26 protein-coding genes and 1 pseudogene are annotated in these 26,311 nt (G+C 66.8%); 7 read left to right on the top strand and 20 right to left on the bottom strand.

Translation table 11 applies throughout. The features are described from left to right. Positions 1-57 precede the first annotated feature (57 nt). Genes G6N67_RS27915 through dapB form a run of 3 tightly spaced genes read right to left on the bottom strand, consistent with a single transcriptional unit; the run spans position 58 to position 1,731 of the window. Positions 58-510 (bottom strand): flavodoxin family protein, encoded by a 453-nt coding sequence (locus tag G6N67_RS27915; protein ID WP_036437028.1) that lies wholly within the window; start codon positions 508-510, stop codon positions 58-60. A gap of 22 nt (positions 511-532) precedes the next feature. Further along, the gene (locus G6N67_RS27910; protein WP_036437027.1) at positions 533-997 is read right to left on the bottom strand and encodes a hypothetical protein; all 465 of its coding nucleotides are present in this window, start codon (positions 995-997) and stop codon (positions 533-535) included. Then, positions 994-1,731 carry a 4-hydroxy-tetrahydrodipicolinate reductase gene (gene dapB, locus G6N67_RS27905; RefSeq protein WP_036437026.1) on the bottom strand — a complete coding sequence of 246 codons (738 nt, stop codon included), beginning with the start codon at positions 1,729-1,731 and terminating at the stop codon, positions 994-996. Before dapB ends, G6N67_RS27910 begins: the two co-directional genes overlap by 4 nt. A 125-nt stretch (positions 1,732-1,856) precedes the next feature. Between dapB and G6N67_RS27900 the strand changes: the two genes are divergently transcribed. Continuing rightward, entirely contained in the window at positions 1,857-3,242 is a 1,386-nt protein-coding gene (locus G6N67_RS27900) for an HNH endonuclease signature motif containing protein (protein WP_036437025.1), read from the top strand. On the opposite strand, the gene G6N67_RS27895 is transcribed toward G6N67_RS27900, so the two are convergent. Further along, complete coding sequence (locus G6N67_RS27895; protein ID WP_051578990.1) at positions 3,234-4,271, bottom strand: LLM class flavin-dependent oxidoreductase; 1,038 nt, start codon at positions 4,269-4,271, stop codon at positions 3,234-3,236. The genes G6N67_RS27900 and G6N67_RS27895 overlap by 9 nt on opposite strands. A 62-nt stretch (positions 4,272-4,333) precedes the next feature. Then, entirely contained in the window at positions 4,334-7,042 is a 2,709-nt protein-coding gene (locus G6N67_RS27890) for a helix-turn-helix transcriptional regulator (RefSeq protein ID WP_036437024.1), read from the bottom strand. Between the two features lie 22 nt (positions 7,043-7,064). Between G6N67_RS27890 and G6N67_RS27885 the strand changes: the two genes are divergently transcribed. After that, a complete protein-coding gene (locus G6N67_RS27885; protein ID WP_036438399.1) occupies positions 7,065-7,832 on the top strand; it encodes an META domain-containing protein in 768 nt (255 codons plus the stop codon). Here G6N67_RS27885 and G6N67_RS27880 read toward each other — a convergent pair. Further along, positions 7,821-8,333 carry an HTH-type transcriptional regulator AldR gene (locus G6N67_RS27880; protein ID WP_051578989.1) on the bottom strand — a complete coding sequence of 171 codons (513 nt, stop codon included), beginning with the start codon at positions 8,331-8,333 and terminating at the stop codon, positions 7,821-7,823. The two genes, G6N67_RS27885 and G6N67_RS27880, sit on opposite strands and share 12 nt — an antisense overlap. Positions 8,334-8,430: 97 nt before the next feature. Between G6N67_RS27880 and ald the strand changes: the two genes are divergently transcribed. The 3 genes from ald (at position 8,431) to G6N67_RS27865 (ending at position 10,798) form a co-directional block, all read left to right on the top strand. After that, positions 8,431-9,546 carry an alanine dehydrogenase gene (gene ald / locus G6N67_RS27875; RefSeq protein ID WP_036437023.1) on the top strand — a complete coding sequence of 372 codons (1,116 nt, stop codon included), beginning with the start codon at positions 8,431-8,433 and terminating at the stop codon, positions 9,544-9,546. A gap of 95 nt (positions 9,547-9,641) precedes the next feature. Continuing rightward, complete coding sequence (locus tag G6N67_RS27870; RefSeq protein WP_036438395.1) at positions 9,642-10,193, top strand: DUF4334 domain-containing protein; 552 nt, start codon at positions 9,642-9,644, stop codon at positions 10,191-10,193. Positions 10,194-10,306: 113 nt separating this feature from the next. Beyond that, complete coding sequence (locus tag G6N67_RS27865; protein ID WP_051578988.1) at positions 10,307-10,798, top strand: Hsp20/alpha crystallin family protein; 492 nt, start codon at positions 10,307-10,309, stop codon at positions 10,796-10,798. 9 nt (positions 10,799-10,807) lie between these two features. Here G6N67_RS27865 and bla read toward each other — a convergent pair whose 3' ends face one another. From bla to G6N67_RS27835, 6 genes are all read right to left on the bottom strand, one after another. Beyond that, positions 10,808-11,683, bottom strand: a complete 876-nt coding sequence (gene bla / locus G6N67_RS27860) for a class A beta-lactamase (RefSeq protein WP_036437021.1) — start codon at positions 11,681-11,683, stop codon at positions 10,808-10,810. An 18-nt stretch (positions 11,684-11,701) separates the two neighbouring features. After that, entirely contained in the window at positions 11,702-13,027 is a 1,326-nt protein-coding gene (locus tag G6N67_RS27855; protein WP_051579109.1) for a M16 family metallopeptidase, read from the bottom strand. After that, positions 13,005-15,266 carry a polyribonucleotide nucleotidyltransferase gene (locus G6N67_RS27850; RefSeq protein ID WP_036437019.1) on the bottom strand — a complete coding sequence of 754 codons (2,262 nt, stop codon included), beginning with the start codon at positions 15,264-15,266 and terminating at the stop codon, positions 13,005-13,007. The genes G6N67_RS27855 and G6N67_RS27850 overlap by 23 nt, the downstream gene beginning before the upstream one ends. A 292-nt stretch (positions 15,267-15,558) precedes the next feature. Further along, positions 15,559-16,059: an LppU family putative lipoprotein gene (gene lppU / locus G6N67_RS27845; RefSeq protein WP_419724252.1), complete on the bottom strand. Its 501-nt coding sequence runs from the start codon at positions 16,057-16,059 to the stop codon at positions 15,559-15,561. Between the two features lie 10 nt (positions 16,060-16,069). Beyond that, a complete protein-coding gene (gene rpsO / locus G6N67_RS27840; protein WP_036437013.1) occupies positions 16,070-16,339 on the bottom strand; it encodes a 30S ribosomal protein S15 in 270 nt (89 codons plus the stop codon). Positions 16,340-16,435: 96 nt separating this feature from the next. Then, a complete protein-coding gene (locus tag G6N67_RS27835) occupies positions 16,436-17,422 on the bottom strand; it encodes a bifunctional riboflavin kinase/FAD synthetase (RefSeq protein WP_036437011.1) in 987 nt (328 codons plus the stop codon). A gap of 81 nt (positions 17,423-17,503) precedes the next feature. On the opposite strand from G6N67_RS27835, the gene mntR reads away from it, so the two are divergent. Next, the gene (gene mntR, locus G6N67_RS27830) at positions 17,504-18,211 is read left to right on the top strand and encodes a manganese-binding transcriptional regulator MntR (protein ID WP_036437008.1); all 708 of its coding nucleotides are present in this window, start codon (positions 17,504-17,506) and stop codon (positions 18,209-18,211) included. A 121-nt stretch (positions 18,212-18,332) separates the two neighbouring features. Then, complete coding sequence (locus tag G6N67_RS27825; RefSeq protein ID WP_036438392.1) at positions 18,333-19,502, top strand: LLM class flavin-dependent oxidoreductase; 1,170 nt, start codon at positions 18,333-18,335, stop codon at positions 19,500-19,502. Positions 19,503-19,508: 6 nt separating this feature from the next. On the opposite strand, the gene G6N67_RS27820 is transcribed toward G6N67_RS27825, so the two are convergent. From G6N67_RS27820 to G6N67_RS27785, 8 genes and pseudogenes are all read right to left on the bottom strand, one after another. Next, positions 19,509-20,357: an SDR family oxidoreductase gene (locus tag G6N67_RS27820; protein ID WP_036437006.1), complete on the bottom strand. Its 849-nt coding sequence runs from the start codon at positions 20,355-20,357 to the stop codon at positions 19,509-19,511. After that, positions 20,354-20,614, bottom strand: a pseudogene (locus tag G6N67_RS27815) (AMP-binding enzyme); the annotation flags it as partial. The gene G6N67_RS27820 and the pseudogene G6N67_RS27815, both read right to left, overlap by 4 nt. A gap of 35 nt (positions 20,615-20,649) precedes the next feature. Continuing rightward, positions 20,650-21,486, bottom strand: coding sequence for an alpha/beta fold hydrolase (locus G6N67_RS27810; protein ID WP_036436989.1), 837 nt, complete (start codon positions 21,484-21,486; stop codon positions 20,650-20,652). Continuing rightward, a complete protein-coding gene (locus tag G6N67_RS27805; RefSeq protein ID WP_036436987.1) occupies positions 21,483-22,724 on the bottom strand; it encodes an acyl-CoA dehydrogenase family protein in 1,242 nt (413 codons plus the stop codon). The genes G6N67_RS27810 and G6N67_RS27805 overlap by 4 nt, the downstream gene beginning before the upstream one ends. Further along, positions 22,721-23,593 (bottom strand): SDR family oxidoreductase, encoded by an 873-nt coding sequence (locus G6N67_RS27800; protein WP_036436986.1) that lies wholly within the window; start codon positions 23,591-23,593, stop codon positions 22,721-22,723. Before G6N67_RS27800 ends, G6N67_RS27805 begins: the two co-directional genes overlap by 4 nt. A gap of 3 nt (positions 23,594-23,596) precedes the next feature. Next, complete coding sequence (locus G6N67_RS27795; RefSeq protein ID WP_036436983.1) at positions 23,597-24,484, bottom strand: MaoC/PaaZ C-terminal domain-containing protein; 888 nt, start codon at positions 24,482-24,484, stop codon at positions 23,597-23,599. Continuing rightward, positions 24,481-24,921: a type II toxin-antitoxin system Rv0910 family toxin gene (locus G6N67_RS27790; RefSeq protein ID WP_036436976.1), complete on the bottom strand. Its 441-nt coding sequence runs from the start codon at positions 24,919-24,921 to the stop codon at positions 24,481-24,483. The genes G6N67_RS27795 and G6N67_RS27790 overlap by 4 nt, the downstream gene beginning before the upstream one ends. A gap of 101 nt (positions 24,922-25,022) precedes the next feature. Then, positions 25,023-26,228, bottom strand: coding sequence for a lipid-transfer protein (locus G6N67_RS27785; RefSeq protein WP_036436974.1), 1,206 nt, complete (start codon positions 26,226-26,228; stop codon positions 25,023-25,025). Positions 26,229-26,311 lie beyond the last annotated feature (83 nt).

Below are 26,311 nucleotides of genomic sequence, written 5' to 3'. Positions count from 1 at the left end.
TCACATCGTCTCGCTACAACACGGCTGCGGTCTCGTCGAAAATACCCGTAACGGGCGTCAATTCATGAGCTGTGCGGCAACTGTCGCGCCGAGTTCCCAGCACGCCTGCAACTCGGATTTGCCCGGTTTACCCGACACCACGACGTACTCTGCGACCTTGGCCCAGCCCAGGCCGGTCGTGATGGTGTCGACGGCGCGCTCCGCGCCTTCGGTGCCCTCGTTGCCGTGCAGGTACAACCCGTAGGGCCGCCCGCGCGTCGTATCGAGGCATGGGTAGTAGCACACGTCGAATGCGTGTTTGAGTGCGCCGCTGATGTATCCGAGATTGGCCGGTGAGCCGAGCAGGTATCCGTCGGCCTCCAGCATGTCGCTCGGCGCGACCTTGAGCGCGGGCCTACGGACCACCTCGACGCCCTCGATCTCGGGATCCGTCGCGCCCGCAAGCACTGCTTCGAACATCGCCTGCGTATACGGCGACGGCGTGTGGTGGACGATCAGCAGTCGTGGCATCGGTTCCCCCACACTGTCACGGTCAACGGCCTTCTTGCATCCGAACCGCGGTGCGCATCGTTTCGCGGGCGCGGCTGCGGTCGCCGGCATAGTCGTAGGCGCGGGCCAGCCGGTACCACCGCACCCAGTTGTCGGGGTCTTCTTCGAGCTCGCCCTTGACCGTCATGAACAGTGCGTCGGCCGCCTCACGCTCGATGCGGCCCGACGGACGCCGCGGCAGATCGCTGACGTCGAGTTCCATTCCCTGCTCGCGCGCCAGCCGGGCCAACCGCTGGTGAGCCAGGCCGGCACGCAGGGTGGCGACCATCGCCCACGCACCGATCAACGGAAAGACCAACAACGCCACTCCGAGTCCGACCGGCGCGGCGTCCCCCGAGCCGATGAGGATGATCGCGGTGCGGCCCAACATGAGGAAGTACACGATCAGCGCCAGACACATGAAGCCGATCAGCAACTGGATGCGCAGCGACCGCGCGCTCTCGCTCACGACAGGTCGAGCAACGGCTCAATGCCGATGGTGAGCCCGAAGTGCTCGCGGATCTTGCGCACCGCCAACAGCACTCCCGGGACGAACGACGTCCGGTCCAGGCTGTCGTGCCGGATGGTGAGCGTCTCGCCCTGGGTACCCAGCAGCACCTCTTGGTGGGCGACCAGGCCCGCGAGCCGGATGGAGTGCACCGGGATGCCGTCCACATCGGCACCGCGCGCGCCCTCCAGACCGGTGCTGGTGGCATCGGGGTTGGGCGGCAGGCCTTTTCGCGCGTCAGCGATGAGTCTGGCGGTCCGCGCCGCGGTGCCCGACGGGGCGTCGGCCTTGTGTGGGTGGTGCAGCTCGATGACCTCGACCGACTCGAAGAAGCGCGCTGCTTGTTTGGCGAAGTGCATGCTCAGCACGGCACCGATGGCGAAGTTCGGCGCGATGAGCACGCCGACCTCCGGCTTGCCCTTGAGCCAGGCCTGCACTTGTGCGATGCGCTCGTCGGTGAAGCCCGTGGTACCGACGACGGCGTGAATGCCGTTGTCGATCAGGAACTTCAGGTTGTCCATGACGACATCCGGATGAGTGAAGTCGATGACCACTTCGGTATCGGATCCGGTCAACGTACTGAGCTCGTCACCGGCATCGACACCGACGGTGAAGGTCAGATCGTCCGCCGATTCAACCGCCTGGACCATGGTCGCGCCGACCTTGCCCCGTGCACCAAGAACACCAACTCGCATGGGTGGCAGCCTACTGCCCGGGATTTTCGACCCCGGCCGATGGCGCTGCAAAAACTCTGGCCACTGTGGCCTCATGCGCCCCACATCGACGAAAAGTGTCAGATGTTCGAACTAATGTTCGAAGCATGAATCCGGAGGTGGCTGCCAAGCTTGCCGCGTTGCACGCGGCGGTGGCCGGCCTGCGGGAGCTGCCGTGGCAGGTGTTGTCGGAGGCAGATCTGCTCGCGGTGTGTGCGGGTGTGCAGGACGCCTACAACGGGTTGCCGACGGTGGAGCAGACCGCGATTGCGGTGTTGGGAGAGCAGACCACGCCGAAGAAGATCGGCGCCAAGTCGTGGCCGGAGGCGTTGCGGATCCGGCTGCGGATCTCCGGCAAGGAGGCCCGCCGCCGGTTGCGCGACGCCCATCATCTGGGGCCGCGGTTCGCGGTGACCGGGGAGGTGCTGCCGGCGCGGCGGGCGGTGATCGCTGCGGCGCAGGCCGGTGGCTGGCTCACCCCCGATCATGTGGCGATTCTGCACGGGTTCTTCACCAAGTGCCCGGGGTGGGTCGAGGAGGCCCGCCTGGTGGAGTTCGAGCAGAAGCTGACCGCCGCAGCGGCCCAGGACACCCCCGAAGCGCTGCAACACACCGTGGATGAAGCGTTGTACTTGTTGGATCAGGACGGGCCGGTGCCCGTCGAGCAGCGCCGCGCGCAGCGTCGCGGGCTGTACCTGGGGCCGCAGGATTCCGAGGGGATGTCGCGGCTGTATGGGATCATCACCCCGGAATTGCGGGCGCATCTGGAACCGGGGCTGGAGAAATACGGGGCGCCGGGGATGTGCAATCCGGACGACGAGGCACCGTGTGTGTCTGGGACGCCGTCGCAGGACCAGATCGACGCCGATACCCGCACCCCCGGCCAGCGCACCCATGATGCGTTGTTGGCGATCACGCGCACCGCGTTGAAGACCGGGGATCTGGGTCAGCACAACGGGTTGCCCGCCTCGATCGTGGTCACCACCACGCTGCAAGAGTTGGAAGCCGGAGCGGGAGTGGCTGTCACCGCGGGCGGTACCCGGCTGCCGATACCGGATCTGATCCGGTTGGCCGCCCACGCCTGGCACTACCTGGCGGTGTTCGACCAGCACACCAACATCGCGCTGCATTTGGGCCGCACCAAACGGGTCGCTTCGGTCGGGCAGCGGTTGATGCTGTTCGCCCGGGATCGGGGCTGCACCCGGCCCGGGTGCACCGCGTGCGGCTACCGGTGCCAGGCCCATCACGGCCACCAGGACTGGCAACACGGCGGGGAAACCAACATCGACGACCTCACCCTGGCCTGCGGGCCGGATAACGGCTTGGTCACCGCCTACGGCTGGACCACCACGAAGGGCCCCACCGGCCGCTACCAATGGACGCCACCACCGCTACTCGACTGGGGGCAAGCCCGGATCAACTACCACCACCGCCCTCAGCACTACCTCACCGAAGATGACGACGACGACGAAACCGACTGTCGCTCAACGTGAATTTGTCGCCTCAGCATGCCGGTCCCGGAACTCCGGAATCACATGCTGCGCGAAACGCCGCATCTGGCCGAGCATCTCATCGACCGTGTCGGCGACGAACAGGGTTGCGTAGAACCCGTCCAACCCAGCCGCGTCGAACGCCGCCGCCTTGGCACACACCTCCTCGGGGGTGCCGATGAGGTTGTCGGACAGGTACTTGTCGAGGTCGACACCCTTCATCATGGTGTTCGACAACGACCCGCGAAACAGTTCGAACGTCGATCGCTCGAACTTCTCGCGCGCCTGTTCGGCGGTGTCGGCGATGCACACCACTGTTTGCAGGCCGATGGTGATCGCCGCCGGATCGCGGCCCGCGGCCCGCGCATACTGCGCGATCCGTTCGCGCCCTTCGCCGATCTCGGCGGGGCCGATCTTGGCAGGCAACCATCCGTCGCACCGCTCCCCTGCCCGCCGCAGAGCACCTGTGGCGTTGCCGCCCGAGAAGATCGGTAACGGGCTCTGCACGGGCTTCGGATAGGACTCGACGTCGACGAATCGCCGGTACTTTCCCTCAAATGTCGACCGTGGCTGCTCAAACAGCACACGCAAGGCGTCGATGCCCTCGGCCATCAGATCGGATCTCGACGCATCGGCGAGGTCGGGCACGACGCTTTCAAATTCGTCGCGGTAGCCTCCTGCTGCCACGGCGAGATTCACCCGGCCGCCACTGATCTGGTCGAGGGTGGCTACCTGCTTGGCCAGCAGCACCGGGTCGCGCATCGGCAGCACGAGGATGCCGGTGCCCAGCCGCACCACCGATGTCCGGGCCGCGATCGTCGCCAGCATGATCAGGGGTTCGTAATAGTCGGGCGGCGCCTGCCAGGCCTGCCGGACGAACTGCTGCGTACTGAGGTGGTCGTTGCCCGCCACTTCGTCATACCCGAGTTGTTCGGCCTCAACCGCGATCCGCACGACCTCGTCGGCTCCGGCGAACGGCACCGGGTAAGCCATCCCGGCCAGGCAGGTGGGGATATCGACTCCGAATTTCATGCCACCGACCGTGCCGCGAGCAGCGGCGTCTCCGAATCTGTCGCGTGACTGTATTCGGCGCTCTAGTGCAGATCGAGGCCGCCCAACTCGCGCCGATCTGCCACGCCGAGCTTCGGGAACGCCTTGTACAGGTGGTATCCGGCGGTTCGCGGGCTGATGAACAGCTGCGCGCCGATGTCGCGATTGCTGAGCCCGGCCGCCGCGAGCCGAACCACCTGCAGCTCCTGGGCGGTAAGCCGGTCTACTGCGCCACCATACTCAGCTCCACTCGACACACGCTCGCCGGTAGCCCGCAGCTCAGCACGCGCGCGCTCCGCCCAAGACCGCGCGGCGGCCTGTTCGAAGACATGCAATGCGCGCCGCAACGGCGCCCGCGATTCCGACCGGCGTCTCATGCGCCGCAGCCATTCGCCGTACAGCAACTGTGTGCGGGCGAGCCCCAGTGGCCGGTTGATGGTGCGGTACAGCCGCAGTGACGCTGTGAAGTGGTCTTCCGCCCGGTCATCAGCGGCCAGCAGCGCCCGGCAGCGGTTCCAGCCGGCGTAGACAACCGGATTGTCGCGATACTCGGCCCACGCCTCGAAATTGCGCATTGCGTCCGCGGCCCGCTCCGGCTGCTCGGAACGGCTGGCCGCTTCGGCCCATTCCGGCGCGGCGAGATTCACGAAACCCGGGTGCCGCTGCAGGGGCTCGGGCACTGCTGCCAACCGGTCCAGCGCGCTTGCGTATCGTGCCGAACCGAGGTCGAGCGTCGCGAGCGCCAACTGCGCCAAACCCGAGCTCAGCGAATGTCGTTGCACACCTGACGCGATTGTCTCCTCGGCGAGGGCGCGGCAGCGGTCGGCGTCCCCGGTCATCGCGGTGACCCGGGCCAACACCGCCCGTAAGTTCACCGCGGAATGCTGCTGACCGGTGTCCTCCGATATCCGGATCCCCTCCTCGGCGGCATGCAGCGCGTCCGACAACCTCCCAGCGAGCAAGGCAGCCTGCGCCGCCGTCAGCAGAATGTGCGGAAGCCCGCCGATCAGGCCGCGTTCACGGGCCTCGGCCAGCATGCGCCCGGCCTGCGCCATCGCTTCGTCGGCATCCCCGATCACAAGGTTGAGAAACGCACTGTGCGCGGGAAGGTTGCCGACCGTGGCACCGAGCGAGTCCGCCGCGATCGCGTGCACCACGGGCGGCAGCGGCGGCACCTCTCGGCCGGGCCACCCCGCCTGCAGCTTGGCCACGATCGACGTCGCCGCCAGGAAGGCTCTCAGGGGATGGTTGCGTGGCAGGTCTATTCCGTCGATGGCTTCTATCAAGCGGCCCAAACTCGGTGCGGCATCGGCGAAGTAGGCCATGCGTCCCGACTCGACCAGCATCTGCGCGGCGCGCTCGTCATCGATGCCCGTCAGAAGACCGGCGCCGTCGAGCATCAGTTCGGAAGCCCGCCTCGGAGTACCGCGCTCGAACTCGACGCGGGCACGCACCCACGCGAGGCGCGCGCGGTTGCGCGGATCAGTGGTCAGTCGGTCCGCGTCAGTGGCCATCGAGGCAGCGCGGTCGAGTTGAGCAGAATCACGCGCACACGCCGCGCCTGCCGCCAGCCGACGACCCCGAATATCAGGATCGGCGGTGAGCCGGGCGGCACGTTCGTAGCCTGCAGTCGCGGCCGCGTACCCGCCACGACGCTCGGCCCGCACCGCAGCCGCTTCCAGCGCGTCGGCAGCTGCAGCGTCGAATCCGACTGCCGCCGAGGCCAAGTGCCATGCCCGGCGATCCGCGTACCCATCGGCCGACAGAGCCGTGGCCAGTGCGCGATGTGCCCGGCCGCGGTCGGTGATCGACGCTGCGCGATAGACCGCGGACCGGATCAGCGGATGACGGAATACCGCGGATTCCACGCTCAGCTGGATCAATCCGGCGTTTTCTGCCGGACGGAAGTCGGCCGGCCCGAGGTCCAGACTTGCCGAGGCCGCGAGAAGGACACCCAGCTCGCCGGTGTCGTCGGCCGCCATCACCAACAGCAGGCGCCGAGTGGCCGCGGGTAGGCGTCGTACCTGCACCTCGAACGCATCGATCACCCGATGTGCGGCATCCGTTACCGCACCGAGTCCTCCAGACTGCTGCGCCGCGGCGAATTCGATGAGCGCCAGTGGGTTTCGTTGCGACTGCATCAGCACGCGGTCACGCTGGTCAGGGGTCAGGGCTGCGGCCCGCTCGGCCAGGAGCGCGACTGCCGCCGACTGACACAGGCCGCCGAGCCGTACGGCGGGCAGGTCTGCGGCGGTGAGATCCTCACGGCTCGCGATCAGCAACACCACTCCTTCTGCGCCGAACCTGCGACCGGCGAACAGCAGCGCGTCCAGCGATGCCCGGTCCACCCACTGGGCGTCGTCGACCAGGCACAGCAACGGAGTGTCGGTCGCGATCTCGGACAGCAGGCCCAGGGTCGCCAGGCCGGCCAGCAGGCGGTCGACGCCCGGCGCCTCGGCAAGACCGAAGGCCGCGCGCACCGCGGCCGCCTGGGGCGCCGGGAGCTTACCGATTTGGTCAAGGTCGTTGTGCAGCAACAGGTGCAATGCCGCGAACGGCAATTCGGCCTCTGATTCGACACCGGTGCAGCGCAGGATCCGGAAGTCACCCGCATCCTCCACAGCACGGTCGAGCAATGCGGTCTTCCCACTGCCGGCCTCTCCGACGACCAACAGCACCGAACTGCGACCGGTTCGTGCGTGCGCCAGACATGCGCGGATGGCACCGAGCTCGGCCGCCCTCCCGTGCAGCACATGTTCAAACTACCGTGTGGTGATGCGCGTGTTACCGATCGTCATCGCATTGGTTCTGGCGGGTTGTTCCGGTACCGAGAGCGCTTCAGCGGATCCGCAGACGGTGGACGGTCGCACGTTCGTCTCGGTCGCGGTCGACGGCGATCAGATCCCGGGCGGCGGGCCGCTGACGGTGGGGTTCGACGGGGATCGGATCAGCACGTTCGCGGGCTGCAACCGGGGAGCGGGAACGGCCGACCTTGCCGACGGCCACATCGCCGCGCAATTGGCGATGACGATGATGGCCTGCCCGCCGCCGGCGGGTGACGCCGATGCATGGATGTCGAAGTTCTTCGATGCACGCCCATCCTGGACGCTGGACGGCGACACTCTCACGCTGCGCACCGACGCCGCCACGGTGACCTTGCAGGACCGCAAGGTGCTGAATCCCGACCGCCCGCTCACCGGCACCACGTGGCAGGTGCACAGCCTGGTATCCGACCAGGCGGTCACCACGTCGGTGGCCATCGAGCAGGCCAAACCCAGTCTCACGATCGCGCCCGACGGCACGGTCACGGGGACGACCGGGTGCAACCGGTTCAACGGCCACGCCGAGGTCTCCGGGAGCGGTGACGCCGTGGACTTCGGGCCGCTCGCGGTGACCAAGATGGCCTGTGCCGGCGAGATCGGCGAGATCGAACAAGCCGTGCTGCGGGTACTCACCGGCCACGTGACTGCTGCGGTCGATGCCGACCAGTTGCGCCTCACGCGCGACGACGGATACGGCCTGGTTCTGCGCTCACAGGGGTGACGCGCCCCGCAGGTGTTCGAAGATCAGCGAGGTCTGGGTGCCTGCGACGTCGGCATCGGCGTTGAGGTTCTCCACCACGAACTTGCGCAGATCGTCGGTGTCGCGCGCAGCGACGTGCAGGATGAAATCGTCGCCGCCGGCCAGGAAGTAGACGTCCATCACCTGCGGCCGTTTCCGGATCTGTGCGATGAAGCTGCGAATCTTGCCGCGGGCGTTGGATTGCAGGCTCACCGAGATCATCGCCTGTAGGCCGAGACCGACTGCCGCAGGGTCGATGTCGGTGTAGAAACCGCGAATCACGCCGATCTCCTGCAGCCGGCGCACCCGCCCGTGACACGTCGACGCGGCGATCCCGACCGCGTCGGCCAGGGCACTGTTGGAGATGCGCGCATCGGCATGCAGGGCCAACAGAATGCGCCGGTCGACCTCGTCGAGGTCCGAGGGCCGAACATCCTTCGACCCGCGGGCCGAACTCGCCGCAGATTTCGTCGATTCTTCCATCACCGCACAATCGTATCGAATCTTCATCAGGGATATTGCCTGGTAGCCGAAGTTTCTTCACACTTATTTGCAGCATTCCAACCCTGAAGGAGCGACCATGCTCGTCGGTATCCCGACCGAGATCAAGAACAACGAGTACCGCGTGGCGATCACCCCCGCGGGTGTGGCCGAGCTGACCCGTCGTGGCCACGACGTGATCATCCAGGCCGGAGCCGGTGACGGTTCGGCCATCTCGGACAACGACTTCAAGGCCGCCGGCGCGGAGATCGTCGCGACCGCCGACCAGGTGTGGGCCGACGCCGAGTTGCTGCTCAAGGTCAAAGAGCCGATCGAGGCCGAGTACTCGCGCATGCGCAAGGGCCAGACCCTGTTCACCTACCTGCACCTCGCGGCCTCGAAGCCGTGCACCGACGCGCTGCTCGCCTCGGGTACCACCTCGATCGCCTACGAGACCGTGCAGACCGCGGACGGTGCGTTGCCGCTGCTGGCCCCGATGAGCGAGGTCGCCGGCCGGCTCTCCGCACAGGTCGGCGCCTATCACCTGATGCGTAGCCACGGTGGCCGCGGCGTGCTCATGGGAGGCGTGCCCGGCGTCGCGCCCGCAGAGGTCGTCGTCGTCGGTGGCGGTGTCGCCGGCTACAACGCCGCCCGGATCGCCAAAGGCATGGGCGCCCACGTCACGGTGTTCGACCTCAACATCAACACGCTGCGCAAGATCGACAACGAGAACAACGGCAGCATCGAGACGCGGTACTCGTCGAGCCTCGAACTCGAGGAGGCCGTCAAGCGCGCTGACCTGGTGATCGGCGCGGTGCTGGTCCCAGGCGCGAAGGCGCCCAAGCTGGTCACCAATTCGACTGTGGCGCATATGAAGTCCGGCGCCGTACTGGTCGACATCGCGATCGACCAGGGTGGCTGCTTCGAGGATTCCCGGCCCACGACGCACGACGATCCGACGTTCAACGTGCACGACACCGTGTTCTACTGCGTCGCGAACATGCCGGGCGCGGTGCCGCGGACCTCGACCTTCGCGCTGACCAACGCCACCATGCCGTACGTGCTCAAGCTGGCCGACAAGGGTTGGCAGGCCGCGTGCGCGGCGGACCCCGCGCTCGCGAAGGGCCTGTCGACCCATGACGGTGGCCTGCTGTCCGAACAGGTCGCCAAGGATCTGGACCTGCCGTTCACCGATCCCGCACAGTTCCTGGCGTAATCACCCCACCGAATCGCCCGGCCGGAACAACTCCGGCCGGGCGATCAGTTTTCGCGCCTGGCCATTCTTGACACGTGTCAAGTAGGGTGACGGCCATGCTGCACGAGTTGTTTCCCACGATCCCGACCACGACCGCCGCGGCCCTCGCCGTGTTCGACGCGGCCGAAGCCGTCGAGCCGGAGTTCATGATCGGTACCTGGCATGGTGCCGAGTTGCCGACGCAACACCCCATGGACGGGCTGCTCGAGGCGAGCGGCTGGTGGGGCAAGCAGTTCACCGACGCCGAGACCGTGCATCCGCTGCTGTTCCCCACCAGCGACGGAAACGCCCTGTGGGCCCTCAATCCCGCACTCGCGTTCGGTGGCCTGGGGATCTCGTCCAAAGTGCCGCTGTTGAAGAACCGCTCGGTGGCCGGGCCGATCGCGGCCCTGCGGCCCGTGCTGCAGACCCGATCCCCCAAGGCCAGACTGCGCACCACCCGGTACCGCGGTGTCGACACCGCGACGATGATCTACGACCAGCTGCCGATCAACGACGTGTTTCGCCGGTTGACCGACGACGCCGTGATCGGCGCGATGGACCTGCGGGGATCCCGTCGACCGTATTTCTTCGTCCTGCACCGCGACGACTCCCTGCGGCCGGCCTAGCAGCCGCGCGTACTCCCGCTGTTCACCACACATTCGGCCGTCGGCTCCGCGACGATGCTTGGATCGAAAGAGCAAGCGTCACAAGTCTTTTACCAGGATCCGAGGAGTCACCTGTGGTTAACCTGCCCGTCGCGCACCAGCCCCGTCCGTTCCTGCCGGAGCTCTCCGAGTTCTTCGCCGGGATCACCCCGTTCGCCAGCCTCCGGCCGATCTTCGAGCGCAACCTCATGCGCATCGAGGACGAGGTCACCGACGACCACTACGAGCTGCGCGCCGAGATCCCCGGCATCGACCCGGCCAACGACGTCCACATCACCGTGGCCGACGGCCAGCTGACCGTGAAGGCCGAGCGCACCGAGCGCTCGGAGGTCAACTCGCGCTCCGAATTCTCTTACGGCTCGTTCCTGCGCACCGTGACCCTGCCCGCCGAGGCCGACGAGGAGCTGATCACCGCGAGCTACGAGCGCGGCATCCTGACCGTGCGGGTTCCGCTGTCGCAGGCACCGTCCAACGCACGGCAGATCGCGATCCAGAACGCCGAGGATCTCGGCGCCGAGAACGCGACTGTCGAAGGCACTCACACAGAGCACCACGACGGCGAGTAGTCGAGCAGGTCAGAGCAACGACGGCACCAGCAGCGCCGCCAACTCACCGATGAGCGGTCGCAGGTTGTCGGCCTTCGGGTCGTCGGCCTGCGACCGCGTCATCACCGCCAGCACGAGCCGCTGACCGTCAGGACCGTACGCCACGCCAACGTCGTTGGTGCTGCCGTAGTCACCGCTGCCGGTCTTGTCGGCGGTGGTCCAGCCGGCCGGCAGGCCGGCCCGCAGGCTCGAGGTCTGATTGCCCCGCATCCACTCCTCGAGTTGGCCGCGTTGCGCAGGGCTCAGCGCGTCCTCGACCAGAAGTCTGCGATAACCGGCTGCCAGCGCCGCCGGTGTGCTGGTGTCGCGGGGGTCACCCGGGATCGCCGAATTCAGTTCGGTCTCCCAGCGGTCCAGCCGCGTGCGGTCGTCACCGATGCTGCGTGCGAACGCCGTGATCCCGGCCGGCCCGTCCATGGTCCTCAGCAGCAGATTCGCCGCGGTGTTGTCGCTCTGCTGCAGCGCGGCCTGACACAGCTCACCGAGGCTCATCTCGCTGCCGGCCCGCGGCCCGGTCACCGGCGAGTTGGCCACGACCGCACCCGGATCGACGAAAACCCGCTTGTCGAGCGACAGTTGACCACGCCCGACCTGCTGCAGTATCCGACCCGCGGCGTAGCCCTTGAACGTCGAGCACATCGCGAACAGGTCGTCGGCCCGATTGGTCACCGTGCGGCCGTTGTCCAGGTTGGTCGCGAAGATCCCGATCAGTGCGTTGTCACGCTGTTCGAGCGCGCTGATCTGGCCGTCGAGCGGGGCGGCCGACGCCGTCTGGTTGCTCATCCCCGCCGCCACGATCGCCGCCAGGGAACCGATCAATACGCCTCGCCGTGAAAGTTCCGTCACGGGGCCCAGCCTAGCGTGCTATCCGGCGATTGCCCGGAGCCGTTGCGGCAGAGACTTTTTCGATGAATGCGGGCCCAGCACAGCGGCGCCGTAGTCTCGGGTGAGCAACTGGCGCGCGACCGCGTTGACCTCGTCGAGTGTGACGGCGTCGATCTGGGCGAGCGTGTGTTCGATGGTGCGGTGCTCACCATAGTTGAGCTCGCTGCGGCCCATCCGGTGCATGCGCGAACTCGAATCCTCGAGCCCGAGCACCAGCCCACCGCGCAACGAGCCCTTTGCGATCCGGCACTCCTCTTCGGTGATGCCTTCCCGCGCAACGGTTTCCAGCACATCGGTGGTCACCCGGACCACCTCGTCGAACCGCTCGGGCTGACATCCGGCGTAAACCGAGAACGCCCCGCTGTCGGCGAACGTGTCCACCGTCGAGTACACCGAGTACGCCAGGCCCCGGGTCTCCCGGATCTGTTGGAACAACCGGGAACTCAGTCCACCGCCGAGAGCGGTGTTGAGCACCGACAATGCCCAGCGGTGCTGCCAGTGCCGACCGGGTGTGCGCACTCCCAGCGACAGGTGGGTCTGCTCACCGTCGCGATCGATCAACTGCAGCGTAGGGCGACCGGACAGCCGGCTTGCACCCTTGCGCGGTGCGGCGGCTTTCCGGCCGCGGACCAGCCGGCCCCGAAAGTTCTGCCGCGCCAACGCGACAACCTCGTCGTGGTCGACGTTGCCCGCGACCGCGAGCACCATGCGTTCGGGTGTGTAGCGCCGCATGTGAAACGAATGCAGCTGAGCCCGCGTCATTTCCGAGATGGACTCGACACTGCCGATCACGGGACGCCCCACCGGGTGGTCACCGAACATCGCGGACAGGAACACGTCACCGAGGGTGTCCTCGGGGTCGTCGTCGCGCATGGCGATCTCTTCGAGCACCACGTCGCGTTCGACCTCGACATCTTCGGCCGCGCAGCAGCCACGCAGCACCACGTCGGCCACCAGGTCCACCGCCAGCGCGAGGTCACTGTCGAGCACGTGTGCGTAGTAGCAGGTGTGCTCGCGTGCGGTGAACGCGTTGAGCTCACCGCCGACGGCGTCCACCGCCTGTGCGATCTCGACGGCACTGCGGGTCGGTGTCGACTTGAACAGCAGGTGCTCGAGGAAATGCGCGGCCCCGGCCACTGTCCGGCCCTCATCGCGGGAACCGACACCGACCCAGATCCCCACCGATGCGGAATGCACTGACGGGATGTACTCCGTGACGACGCGCAGTCCGCCGGGCAGAGTTGTCCGGCGGACGTGCGACGTGTCCAGTGCGGCCCCGATATCAGGCTTCGGCGGGCGCAACATCGGCGGACGCGGCAGCGCCCTCACCCGACTCGGGAGCTGCGGCCTGCTCTGCCTGCTCTTCATCCACGAGGACCAGCGAGATCTTGCCGCGGTTGTCGATGTCGGCGATCTCGACGCGGAGTTTGTCGCCGACCTTCACCACGTCCTCGACCTTGGCGATGCGCTTGCCGCGGCCCAGCTTGGAGATGTGGACCAGGCCGTCACGGCCCGGCAGCAGCGACACGAACGCACCGAAGTCGGTGGTCTTGACGACCGTGCCGAGGAAGCGCTCGCCGATCTTGGGCAGCTGCGGGTTGGCGATCGCGTTGATCTTGTCGATCGCGGACTGGGCGGACAGCCCGTCGGCGGCACCGACGAACACCGTGCCGTCGTCCTCGATCGAGATCTGGGCGCCGGTCTCCTCGGTGATCGAGTTGATCATCTTGCCCTTGGGCCCGATCACCTCGCCAATCTTGTCCACCGGAACCTTGATGGTGGTGATGCGCGGCGCGTACGGGCTCATCTCGTCGGGGGTGTCGATGGCCTCGGCCATCACCTCGAGGATGGTCAGCCGTGCGTCCTTGGCCTGGCTCAGCGCCCCCGCCAACACCTTGGACGGGATGCCGTCCAGCTTGGTGTCCAGCTGCAGCGCGGTGACGAAGTCCTTGGTGCCCGCGACCTTGAAGTCCATGTCGCCGAACGCGTCCTCGGCACCCAGGATGTCGGTAAGCGCGACGTACCGGGCTTCACCCTCGACCTGATCCGAGACCAGACCCATCGCGATGCCGGCCACCGGCGCCTTGAGCGGCACACCGGCGTTCAGCAGCGCCAGCGTCGACGCACACACCGAGCCCATCGACGTCGAGCCGTTGGAGCCAAGGGCTTCGGACACCTGACGGATGGCGTACGGGAACTCCTCGACGCTGGGCAGCACCGGCACCAGGGCCCGCTCGGCCAGCGCGCCGTGGCCGATCTCGCGACGCTTGGGCGAGCCGACACGACCGGTCTCACCGGTCGAATACGGCGGGAAGTTGTAGTGGTGCATGTAGCGCTTGGTGGTCTCCGGTCCCAGCGAGTCGATCTGCTGGGCCATCTTGATCATGTCCAGCGTGGTGACACCCAGGATCTGGGTCTCGCCACGCTCGAACAGAGCGCTGCCGTGCGCGCGGGGCACCACGGCCACCTCGGCGCTCAGGGCGCGGATGTCGGTGATGCCACGGCCGTCGATGCGGAAGTGGTCGGTCAGGATCCGCTGGCGGACCAGCTTCTTGGTCAGCGAGCGGAACGCGGCGCCGATCTCCTTCTCGCGGCCGGCGTAGGTCTCGGCCAACCGCTCCAGCACCTCGACCTTGATCTCGTCGGTGCGGTCGTTGCGCTCGGTCTTGCCCGCGATGGTCAGCGCCTCCGACAACGCATCGGTGGCCACCGCGGCGACCGCCGAATACACGTCTTCCTCGTAGTCGGGGAACACCGGGTATTCGCCCGTCGGCTTGGCGGCGCGCTCGGCCAGCTCCTGCTGGGCGGTGCACAGCGCCTTGATGAACGGCTTGGCCGCCTCCAGTCCCTCGGCCACGACGGCCTCGGTCGGCGCCTGGGCTCCTCCGGAGACCAGCTCGATGACGTTTTCGGTGGCCTCAGCCTCGACCATCATGATCGCGACGTCACCGTCTTCGAGGACGCGGCCCGCGACGACCATGTCGAACACCGCGCGCTCCAGCTGCTCGACGGTCGGGAAGGCGACCCACTGGCCGTCGATCAGCGCGACGCGGGTGCCACCGACCGGGCCGGAGAACGGCAGACCGGCCAGTTGGGTCGACGCGGATGCGGCGTTGATGGCAAGCACGTCGTAGAGATCCTTGGGGTCCAGGCTCAGGACCGTGACGACAACCTGGATCTCGTTGCGCAGGCCGTCGACGAACGACGGGCGCAGTGGCCGGTCGATCAGGCGGCAGGTCAGGATCGCCTCGGTGGAGGGACGGCCCTCGCGACGGAAGAACGAGCCGGGGATGCGGCCCGCGGCGTACATGCGCTCCTCGACATCGACCGTCAACGGGAAGAAGTCGAAGTGGTCCTTGGGGTTCTTGCTGGCGGTGGTCGCGCTCAGCAGCATGGTCTCGTCGTCGAGATAGGCGACGGCGGAACCGGCGGCCTGCTGGGCCAGACGGCCCGTCTCGAAGCGGATGGTGCGGGTGCCGAAGCTCCCGTTGTCGATGACAGCGGTGGACTCGAACACACCGTCTTCAAGTTCAACTACAGACATTTAGTCCGGTTGCCTCTTTCGAATCGATTCAGCTGTTTCGCGTCGTCACGGTCAGATACGCCACTGACCCTGATGCGGCTACGGCCGTCGATCGAAGCGGCCGGACATGTCCCGTACGGGGTTCCCGGCAGCCACTACCGAAGACCGCCCGATCAGGCGGGCCCTGCTGTGACTCGCAGGAGCGGTGCCCGCGGTTCTGCGGGTACCGCACCCAGGGTTCGCACGGCGGAAACAGCCGGCGAACGCCCTCATGTTACACGGCAGCAACCGCCGAATCGCCATCCGTGCCCAGCTAGGACACGTCCTCGACACACACGGTGAACTGGCGTTGATCGTATGCGTACCCCACGCCGCTGGCGCACTGGTCGACATTCGCCACGCCGGTCAGGATCTGGGTGACGCGCTGGCGGTTCGGCGCACCGGAGTCGCCACAGTCGACCCGTAACGGATCCCGATCGTATTCCGGGTCGATGCTCATACATCCGTCGACGGTCCAGTCGATGTCCATACAGATGGTTTCGGACTCGTCGCGCAGCGGTGTGGTCAGCGTGTAATAGGAGTCCACGTCCAATGGGCACTGATCACTGTCGGTGACCGTCGAGACCACCTTGTAGTTGGATGCCCTGCTGCCGCACGGCGCCTCGGTGGCCTCCGGATGCTCCAGCGTGCCGCCGATCCGTAAACAATCCCCCACCTGCATGTCCGCCGAGGCCGCGGACGCACACCCCGTCAATACCGCCGTAGCGAAGAACGCGGCCGCCCCGATGAGGGCGGCCGCGGGCCGGAATGCCACTGAGTTCGGGTCAGCGACGCAGTCCGAGACGCTCGATCAACGAGCGGTAGCGCTCGACGTCGACCTGCGCGACGTACTTCAGCAGCCGGCGACGACGGCCGACCAGCAACAGCAGGCCGCGGCGCGAGTGGTGATCGTGCTTGTGCACCTTGAGGTGCTCGGTCAGGTCCGAGATCCGCTTGGTCAGCAGGGCGACCTGCGCCTCGGGCGAACCGGTGTCGGTCTCGTGCAGACCGTAGGAACCCAGGATTTCTTTTTTCTGCTCGGCAGTAAGCGCCACGAAGACAACTCCATCAAATCGGTCCGCGAACATATTCTCGACACAGCCACCGCGGCCTGCAGCATGTGCCGGATCGCCGGGAAGTCTAGCAGCCTTCTACTGCGCAGCCAGAATCGCGCGGGCCCGGTCGGTATCGGCCTCCATGGCCACCACCAGATCCTGGACCGAGTCGAACTTCTCCTGACCGCGGATGCGGGACACGAAATCGACCGCGACGTGCTGGCCGTAGAGGTCGGCCTCGGTGTCGAGGACGAAGGCCTCCACGGTGCGGGTGCGGCCCGAGAAGGTCGGGTTGGTGCCGACCGACACCGCGGCCTGATAGCGCTCCCCCGGAATGACGGTGCCCATCACCGGCCCGTGTCCCAACACCGTGAACCATGCCGCGTAGACCCCGTCGGCCGGGATCGCCGAGTACATCGGGGGCGCGACGTTGGCGGTCGGAAAGCCCAGCACCCTGCCGCGGCCGTCGCCGCGGACCACCACGCCCTCGACTCGATGCGGCCGGCCCAGCGCGTCGGCCGCGGCCACCACGTCACCGGCGTCGACGCACGACCGGATGTAGGTGGACGAGAACGTCACGCGCTCGTCGCGGTGCTCGGCGTCGAGGGACTCGGTCACCAGCGACATGCTCTCGACCGCGAAGCCGAACCGCTCACCGGCCTTGCGCAGCATGTCGACGTTTCCGGCGGCCTTCTTGCCGAACGTGAAGTTCTCGCCCACGACCACCTCGACCACGTGCAGGTGTTCCACCAGCAGCTCGTGGATGTAGCGGTCGGGCGTGAGCTTCATGAAGTCGGAGGTGAACGGCATGACGAGGAAGACGTCGACGCCGAGTTCCTCGACGAGTTCGGCGCGCCGGGTCAGCGTGGTCAGCTGCGCCGGATGGCTGCCCGGGAACACCACTTCCATCGGATGCGGGTCGAATGTCATCAGCACGACCGGTACGCCGCGGGATCTGCCCGCCTTGACCGCATGGCTGATCAACTCGGCGTGTCCGCGGTGAACACCGTCGAACACCCCGATGGTGACAACACACCTGCCCCAGTCCGTGGGGATCTCGTCCTGCCCACGCCAGCGTTGCACAGCGCCAAGCCTACGGCCCGGCCACGCCGGGGTCTGCTCTAGATCCCCGGATGAAGTGACGATTGCCTAAACTTTCCTACTGTGAGTCCCGACGGTAATCATCGCGACCTCTCGACGGTTGCCCAGGACTACCTGAAAGTCATATGGACAGCCCAGGAGTGGTCGCTGGAGAAGGTCAGCACAAAACTGCTGGCCGAGCGGCTGGGTGTGTCGGCTTCGACCGCCTCGGAGTCCATCCGCAAGCTGGCCGACCAGGGCCTCGTGGACCACGAGAAGTACGGCGCGGTGACGCTCACCGACGCCGGGCGCAGCGCGGCGCTGGCCATGGTGCGCCGACACCGGCTGATGGAGACCTTCCTGGTGCAGGAGCTCGGCTACGGCTGGGACGAGGTGCACGACGAGGCCGAGATCCTCGAGCATGCGGTGAGCGATCGGATGCTCGACCGCATCGACGCCAAGCTCGGATTCCCGACGCGCGACCCCCACGGCGATCCGATTCCGGCTGCCGACGGCAAGGTGCCGACCCCGCCGGCCCGGCAGCTGTCGGTCTGCCAGGACGGTGACGCCGGCACCGTGGCCCGGATCTCCGATGCCGACCCGGAGATGCTGCGGTACTTCGACAGCGTCGGTATCAGCCTGGACTCTCGCTTGCGTGTGCTGGCCCGCCGGGACTTCGCGGGCATGATCTCGGTGGCCGTCGAGAAACCCGCCACGCCGGGCGAGACGGAAGCGGAGATCACGGTCGACCTGGGCAGCCCGGCGGCCGAGGCGATCTGGGTCGTCGCCTGACCATCCGGTGACCAGCCGGCGGCTCGGTTTGTGCGAGTCCGCGTCCGCTCGCCGTCATTTCGGGATCACCGCGATTTTTACTCGTGCGACGCGGCCCGTCGAAGACCAGAATGAACTGCTCGTGACTGTCTCATTGCACTGGTTTCTGCCCACGTACGGCGACAGCCGCCTGATCGTCGGGGGCGGACACGGAACGCCCGCAGGCGCGGCCGGCGGTGATCGCGAAGCGTCGATCGACTACCTCGCGTCGATTGTGCGGGCCGCCGAACGGTTCGGCTTCACGGGAGCGCTCATCCCGACCGGTGCGTGGTGCGAGGACGCGTTCATCACCGCGGCCCTGCTGGCCCGCGAGACGACGTCGCTGGCGTTCCTCGTCGCGTTCCGCCCCGGGCTGGTGAGCCCGACACTGTCGGCGCAGATGGCCGCCACGTTCGCCCGCCACGCGCCGGGCCGGATCCTGCTCAACGTGGTGGTCGGCGGCGAAGCCCACGAGCAACGATCCTTCGGCGACCATCTCGAGAAGGACGAGCGGTACCGGCGCGCCGACGAATTCCTCGACGTGGTGCGGCGGCTGTGGGACGGCGAGACCGTCACCCACCGGGGTGACTACATCAATGTCGAGGACGCGGCGTTGGCGGTGCCGCCGAACCCGGTGCCGCCGTTGTACTTCGGCGGTAGCTCCGCGGCGGCGGGTCCGGTCGCGGCCCGTCACGCCGACGTCTACCTCACCTGGGGCGAGCCGCCCGTAGCGGTGCGCGAGAAGATCGAGTGGATCCGCGCACTCGGCGAGGAGCAGGGCCGCAAGCTACGGTTCGGCATCCGGCTGCACACCATCTCCCGCGACACGTCCGAGGAGGCCTGGGCGCAGGCCGACCGGCTGGTCGCGGCGCTCGACGAGGACACGGTCCGCACCGCGCAGGCCGGGCTGGCCCGCAGCCAGTCCGAGGGCCAACGCCGCATGCTGGCGTTGCACGAAGCCAATCGCGTCAACGGAACCTGGAGTGACGCACGCAGTTTGGAGATCGCACCCAACCTGTGGGCCGGTGTCGGGCTGGTGCGCGGCGGCGCGGGAACCGCGTTGGTGGGCAGCCACACCGAGGTCGCCGACCGCATCGCGGAGTACGCCGAGATCGGTATCGACGAGTTCATCTTCTCGGGCTATCCGCACCTGGAGGAGCTGTTCTGGTTCGGCGAGGGCGTGGTGCCGATCCTGCGCAAGCGTGGGCTGTTCGACGGCGGCACCCCAGGTGCCAGCCCCGCGTCCATCCCGTTCGTGGGGGCAGCACGTTAGTCGCGGTCAGCGCCGAAGTCTGCGGTGATACGCCTCCCGCACTGCCGGATCGACGTCGGTGAACGCGGTGTCGAAATGGGCGGCGTGCGAGATGCGGTGTCGCACGCCGTCGGGCAGGCCCGACGCGATCTTGATCATCGTTCCGAGGGCGCGGGGCACTGAGACCTTCGCCCGCCGGCCGCCGACAGCGTCGACGATTGCGGTCGCGACCTCTTCGGGTTCCACCTCCGCGATCGGACGGATCCACTTCGGAGCACCGTGGCCTGCGGAGAGTTCGGTGTGCACCACGCCGGGCAACACCGCCGTGACACCGATGCCGTTCGCGGCGAGCTCGAGATGCAACGTTTCGGAGAACCCGACGACCGCGTGCTTGGTCGCGCAGTAGGTGGCCAAGCCCGGGAATGCGCTCACGCCCGCGAGCGATGCGACGTTGACAATATGCCCGCCGCGGTCCGCCATTCGCGTCGCGGCGAGTTTCGAACCGGAGAGGACGCCACACAGGTTGATGGCGACCATGCGGTCGGTCATGTCGTCGGTCTCGTCGGTGAAGCAGCCGGTCGGCATGATGCCCGCGTTGTTCACCAGCACGTCCAGTGGGCCGAGCCGATCCTCGGTCGTATCGAGGAACCGCGCGAACGATGTCCGGTCGGTGACGTCGAGCGGCAGCCCGCACACCACACCGCCGGTCACTTCGGCAAGCTCGGCCGCAGTCTTCTCGACCAGCGTGGTATCGACGTCGCCGAGCGCGACCCGCGCACCTGCGCGCAGAAATGCCGCGCCCGTCGCCCTGCCGATCCCTCTGGCTCCGCCGGTGATCGCCACCACCTGGCCACCGCGATACGAGTGCGACTTCATCGAAACTCCTTCCGCAACACACCTTTGAGAACCTTCCCGGTCTCGTTGCGCGGCAGCGAGTCGAGGAAGATCACGTCCCTGGGCACCTTGTGCCGAGCCAGCCCGGACCGCACGTGAGCTCGTACCGCGTCGGCGTCCAGCACGGCTCCGCGCCGGCGAACCATGAAGGCCCGCAGGCGTTTTCCGAAGTCGCCGTCATCGACACCGAGCACGTTCTTGACTTCCAGCGGGAAGACGTTCTCGCCACCCGAGACGATCGCCGCCACGACGTCGCGCAGTGTGCGGAGGACGGTCATCGCCGACTCGCCCCGATCCCGATGACGAGTCGGGTGACGGCGTCGGGGTCGTCGAGCTGGGGGCAGTGACCTGCTCGCGGTAGCACGACAAGCTCGCTTCCTGGAATCTGCTGGTGCAGAACATGACTCGCTTGCACAGGGATGATGCGGTCACGGGCACCGTGAACGACGACGGTCGGGCAGGTGACCCGGACGTCACGGTGCCCACCCGTGGTCTCGTGCGCGTACTGGAACGCGTAGCGGCCAAGGGTGGCCACCGACGCCGTACTCTCGAAGGTTCCGAGCCAGTGAGCCATCACTGCCGGATCAGCAGCGCTCGGCGAGCCGTACAGCACCCGGCGCAAGCTCTGGCTCCCGACCCACTGCCATGCTCGTGCCGGAACAGGAACGCGTCCAAGCCCTTTCCAGAATCGAACGGGAAGTTCTCGCGATCTGGCAAGTCTCGCCAACCAGTGCCGTGCGTTGAGCGGATCATCGAGCGCCACCAGTGCGGTGACCCGATCGGGATTGCGGGTGGCAGCGCGGACAGCGGTCGCCGCGCCGAGTGAGTTACCGACCAGAATCGCAGGTCCGTGCTCGGCGAGGATCGCGTCGGCAAACGCATCGAACTGGGGCAGCATCGGACCTGGGCCGCGGCGATCTGCCTGGCCGAAACCGGGCAGATCGACCGCGAACGCCGTGCGTCCCATTTCATCGAGTCGAGCCAGTACCCCTCGCCAGGTATCGGCGCTGTCGGCATAGCCGTGGAAAAGGACGACGGGAGTTCCGTCGCCGGCCACCGACAGCACCCGTGTCCCGACACCTCCGTAGCCGGCCCGGGTCTCGGCGATCATCCCGCGAGCAGCCCCTTCGCGATGTGGGTCACCTGCACCTCATTGCTGCCCGCGTAGATCATCAGCGACTTGGCGTCCCTGGCGAGCTGTTCGACGCGGTACTCGGCCATATAACCGTTGCCGCCAAACAGTTGGACCGCCTCCATCGCCACCTCGGTCGCGGCCTCTGACGAGTAGAGCTTGATCGCCGAGGCCTCCGCGAGCGTGGGCATCTTCCCTGCCTGAAGCTTCTCCAGCGTCTGGAAGACCATGTTCTGCACGTTGATCCGCGCGATCTCCATCCTGGCCAGCTTCAGTTGGATCAGCTGGAACTCGGCGATCTTCTTGCCCCACAGCGTGCGCGTCTTCGCATAGTCCAGGCACAGCCGATGACATTCGTTGATGATCCCGAGCGCCATCAATGCCACACCGACCCGCTCCGCCGCGAAATTCGCACGCGCACTGTCGCGTCCATCTCCGCCACCGTGTTCCTCGGTCTCACCCAGTAGCCGATCCGGGGTGAGACGCACGTTGTCGAAGAACAGTTCGCCGGTCGGCGAGGACATCATGCCCATCTTCTTGAACGCCTTGCCCTGCGTCAGCCCGGGCATGCCGGAGTCCAGGACGAAGGTGAGTACCGGACGATCACGCCTGTCGACTGCTGCGTCGCCGCTGTCGAGCTTTGCGTAGACGATCAGCACATCGGCGTAGGGGCCGTTGGTGATGAACGTCTTCTGCCCGTTCAGGATGTAGTCGGCACCGTCCCGCTTGACGTAGGTTTTCATGCCGCCGAACGCGTCCGAGCCGGCATCGGGCTCGGTGATGGCCCATGCCGCGATCTTGTCCAGCGTCACCAGCTCAGGCAGCCAGCGCTCCTTCTGCGCCGGCGTGCCGCGGCTCATGATCGTCGCGGCACCGAGCCCGAGACTCACCCCGATCGTGCTCAGGAGCCCGATGCTGACCCCAGCCAGCTCGGAGACCATGACAGCGGCCATCGACGCCTGCTCACCGAAACCCCCGATTCCACGGGTCTTGTGCGCCGTGTCCCCCGGACCACGTTCACGTTGCTTGTCCAGCATGGTCTTGACGGCCTCGGCAGCCATGACGTCGAGACCGAACTCACTGAACAGTTTGCGGGCGAACGGATACGGTGACAGCTCGCCAGATTCCAGACCATCGAGGTGGGGCCGGATCTCCTGGTCGATGAACTCGCGCACCGTGTCGCGCATGATGACGTCGGTGTCGGACCACTCGATCACGATGGCAACCTTTCGGCGATGTCGTCGATCTGCCACAGCCCGTCGGTCTCGATGGTCTCGACGTCATGCCACCCGGCGAGCTGCGAGATCGCCCCGCCCTGAACGGCATACACCCGACCGGTGATCGTGCACTTCTCGGTTGCGAGGTAGGCCACCAGGGGTGAGATGTTGACGGGGCTGAACAGGTCGACCTCGCCCTCGTCCTCGGGTTCGGCCATCAGTGCGCCCATACCGGGGGTGGCGAGGGTCAGCCGGGTCCGCGCAATCGGCGCGATGGCGTTGACCCGCACGCCGTAGCGGTCCAACTCGTCGGCAGCCACGAGCGTCAGCGCCGCGATCGCGGCCTTCGCCGAACCGTAGTTGGCCTGACCCGCGTTGGGAATCGTGGTACCGGAACCCGAAGCGGTGTTGATCACCGAAGCGATGGGTTGGTCACCTGCCTTCGACTGCGCTTTCCAGTATTCGGCCGCGTGGCGCAGCACCGCGAAATGGCCTTTGAGATGGACGGCGATCACGGCGTCCCAGTCGGATTCGGCCATCGTCGGGATGAAACCGTCTCGCAGGATTCCGGCGTTGTTTACCACGACATCGAGTCGGCCGAATTCGTCGATCGCCTGCTGGACCAGGGTTTTCGCACCATCCCAGGTGGCGACGTTCTCGGTGTTGGCCACTGCTTTGCCGCCGGCCGCCTTGATCGCGGCCACCACCTCGTGGGCCGGCCCGGCGTCGGCGCCCTCACCGGCGTTGCTGCCGCCGAGATCGTTGACGACCACGTTGGCGCCTTCGGCCGCGAACAGCAGCGCGTGTTCACGGCCGATCCCGCGCCCTGCGCCGGTGATGATCGCGACGCGGCCTTCCAGTGCACCCATCAGCTATGTCTCCTCTACGATTTCGGCCAGGCCGTCGGTGATGACGAGGTCGGATCCCCTGGCGGTTTCGAACGCGTATGTCGTGGCACCGCCAGTTGTCTCTTTCCGCCAGATGCGGGTTTCGAGGTCGTCACCCGGAAGCACCATCTTGGAGAAACGCACCGCGAACCGCTTGAGCCGGCTGACATCTGATCCGCCCACCTCGGTGAGCAGAGCCCACGACGTGAACGCCATGGTGCACAGTCCATGAGCGATGATCCCGGGCAGACCCGCGTCACGCGCCACCTCCTCGTCGAGGTGGATGGGCATGGGGTCACCCGCGGCGGGGCTGTACCGAAAGGTCTGATCGTCGTCGACGTGCTGGACGACGGTGGCGACCGGGTCGTGCGCACGCAGTGCCGCGTCGAAGCGGTGCCCGGGGCTCAACTCCCCCATGGCCTTGCCGGCATCGAAGCCGCGCACGAACGTCGTGACGTACTGCTCGTTGACCAGTTCGCCGTCCTCGGTGCGGCATTCGAGATAGATCGCCGCGCGGGTGCCGTTCTCGAGTCCTTCGTAGCCGATCATCTTGCCGCGCGACACCAGCTTGTCGCCCGGCCGGATCGGCCGATGAAAGTGGAAGTCCTGTTCGCCGTGTACCACCCGGGGAATCAGTTCCACCGGCAGCACGTCAACCGCGGGCACCAGCAACGCCTCGAAGACCGGAACGATCGCAAAGACCGGCGAGGCGACGTCACCAGAGCAATGGGCGGGGATCGGATCGTTGGTGGCCGCGGCGTATTCGGCGAGTCGTTTCCGGGTGACCTCGAACCGTTCCTCGTCGGTCCAGGTGTTCAACCCGCTGTCGTCGAAGCGCAATTCCTCTCCGGTGGCGTTGTTCGTCGTGGTCATGCCGACGCCGATGCCAGCGCGTCGAGCGCGTCCAGGCTCTTGTCGAGCTGCTTGACACCGTCCTTCTCCACGGCCTTGGCAAGCGCGCCCTTCACGAGGGCCCCTTCGAAGTCGCCGGTGACCGTGAAACGGGATCCGGTGCCGGCGGGCTCGATGGTGAACGCGAACCTCGCCTTGACTCCGGCCATTCCGGTGCCGCTGAGCACGAGACTGTGTGGAGCGTCGACAGATTCGATGGTCCATTCGATCTTGTTCGCCATGCCCAGCATCACGATCTTGGCGGTGAGCCGGGCCCCTTCGGTCAACGTGGCCGGCGGCTCCTCCAGCCACCTGTCGTGGACCGTGAACCATTTGTCCCACGTCTGCGGGTCCGCGACAGTCGCCCACAGCGCATCAGGGCCGGCGGTCAGGTAACGCGTTGCTTCGATATGTCCCACTGTCGTTTCTCCTTGTGCTTGTTTTATTCGCCGAGCAGACGCGCCGGTACCCCAAAAGCCGCGAAACGCGGGCGCCCGCACGTGTGCTCGGCAGGGAAGTCCTAGCGCTCGGCGCGCTGGTAGGCGGTCACCACGGCGGCGCCGCCCAGGCCGATGTTGTGCTGAAGCGCAGCGGTGACGTTGTCCACCTGTCGCTTGTCGGCGGCGCCCCGCAACTGCCAGGTGAGTTCGGCGCACTGGGCCAGGCCGGTGGCACCCAGCGGATGCCCTTTGGAGATCAGCCCGCCCGACGGGTTGACCACCCAGCGCCCGCCATAGGTCGTGTCGCCGTTGTCGACGAGCTTCGGCGCTTCACCCTCAGCGCACAGACCCAGCGCTTCGTACAGCAGCAGTTCGTTGGCACTGAAGCAGTCATGCAGCTCGATGACCTGGAAGTCCTCGGGGCCGAGACCGGACTGATCGTAAACCTGTTGGGCAGCAGCGACATTCATGTGGTGACCGATGAGCGCCTTGCAGGTGCCGTCGAAGCTGTTCTCGAAGTCGGTGGTCATGGCCTGGCCGACGATCTCCACGGCTTGCCCGGCCAGCCCATGCTTGTCGACGAAGTCCTCGCTCGCCAGGATCGCCGCGCCGGACCCGTCGGAGGTCGGTGAGCACTGCAGCTTGGTCAGCGGGTCGTAGATCATCCGCGAGCCGAGGATGTCGTCGAGCGTGTACTCATCCTGGAACTGCGCGTACGGATTGTTCACCGAATGCTTGTGGTTCTTGCAGCCGATCTTCGCGAAATGCTCTGGAATAGAACCGTATTGCCTCATGTGCTCGCGACCGGCCGCGCCGAACATCCAGGGCGCCGGCGGGAACAGCACTTCGGAGATCTCGGCCAGCGCCAGGAAGTGCCTGGCCATCGGCTGCTCGCGGTCGTCATACGTCGACCCGAGTGAACCCGGTTGCATCTTCTCGAACCCGAGCGCCAGCGCACAGTCCGCCAGCCCAGCGCGGACGGCCCGCGCCGCGAGGTACAGCGCGGTCGATCCGGTCGAGCAGTTGTTGTTGACATTGACCACCGGGATGCCGGTCATGCCAAGCTCGTAGACAGCCCGCTGGCCCGATGTCGACTCGCCGTAGACGTAGCCGACGTAGGCCTCCTGGACTTCGCGATAGTCGATTCCCGTGTCTGCCAATGCCTTTGACCCCGACTCACGGGCCATGTCCGGATAGTCCCACGGTGACCCGTCGTCATTGACCCGGCGGCCGGGCTTCTCGAACTTCGTCATCCCGACGCCGATGACATAGACCTTGTTGGGCATGAACCCTCTTTTCCTCTGCTCGAGAGAAACATACCAACCTGTTTGTATCTTTACAAGAAGGCCACGACTTCCGCCCGCGTCGA

The organism is Mycolicibacterium mageritense, from assembly GCF_010727475.1.
Classification (GTDB): domain Bacteria; phylum Actinomycetota; class Actinomycetes; order Mycobacteriales; family Mycobacteriaceae; genus Mycobacterium; species Mycobacterium mageritense.
This window is presented reverse-complemented; position numbering and strand designations above follow the sequence as displayed.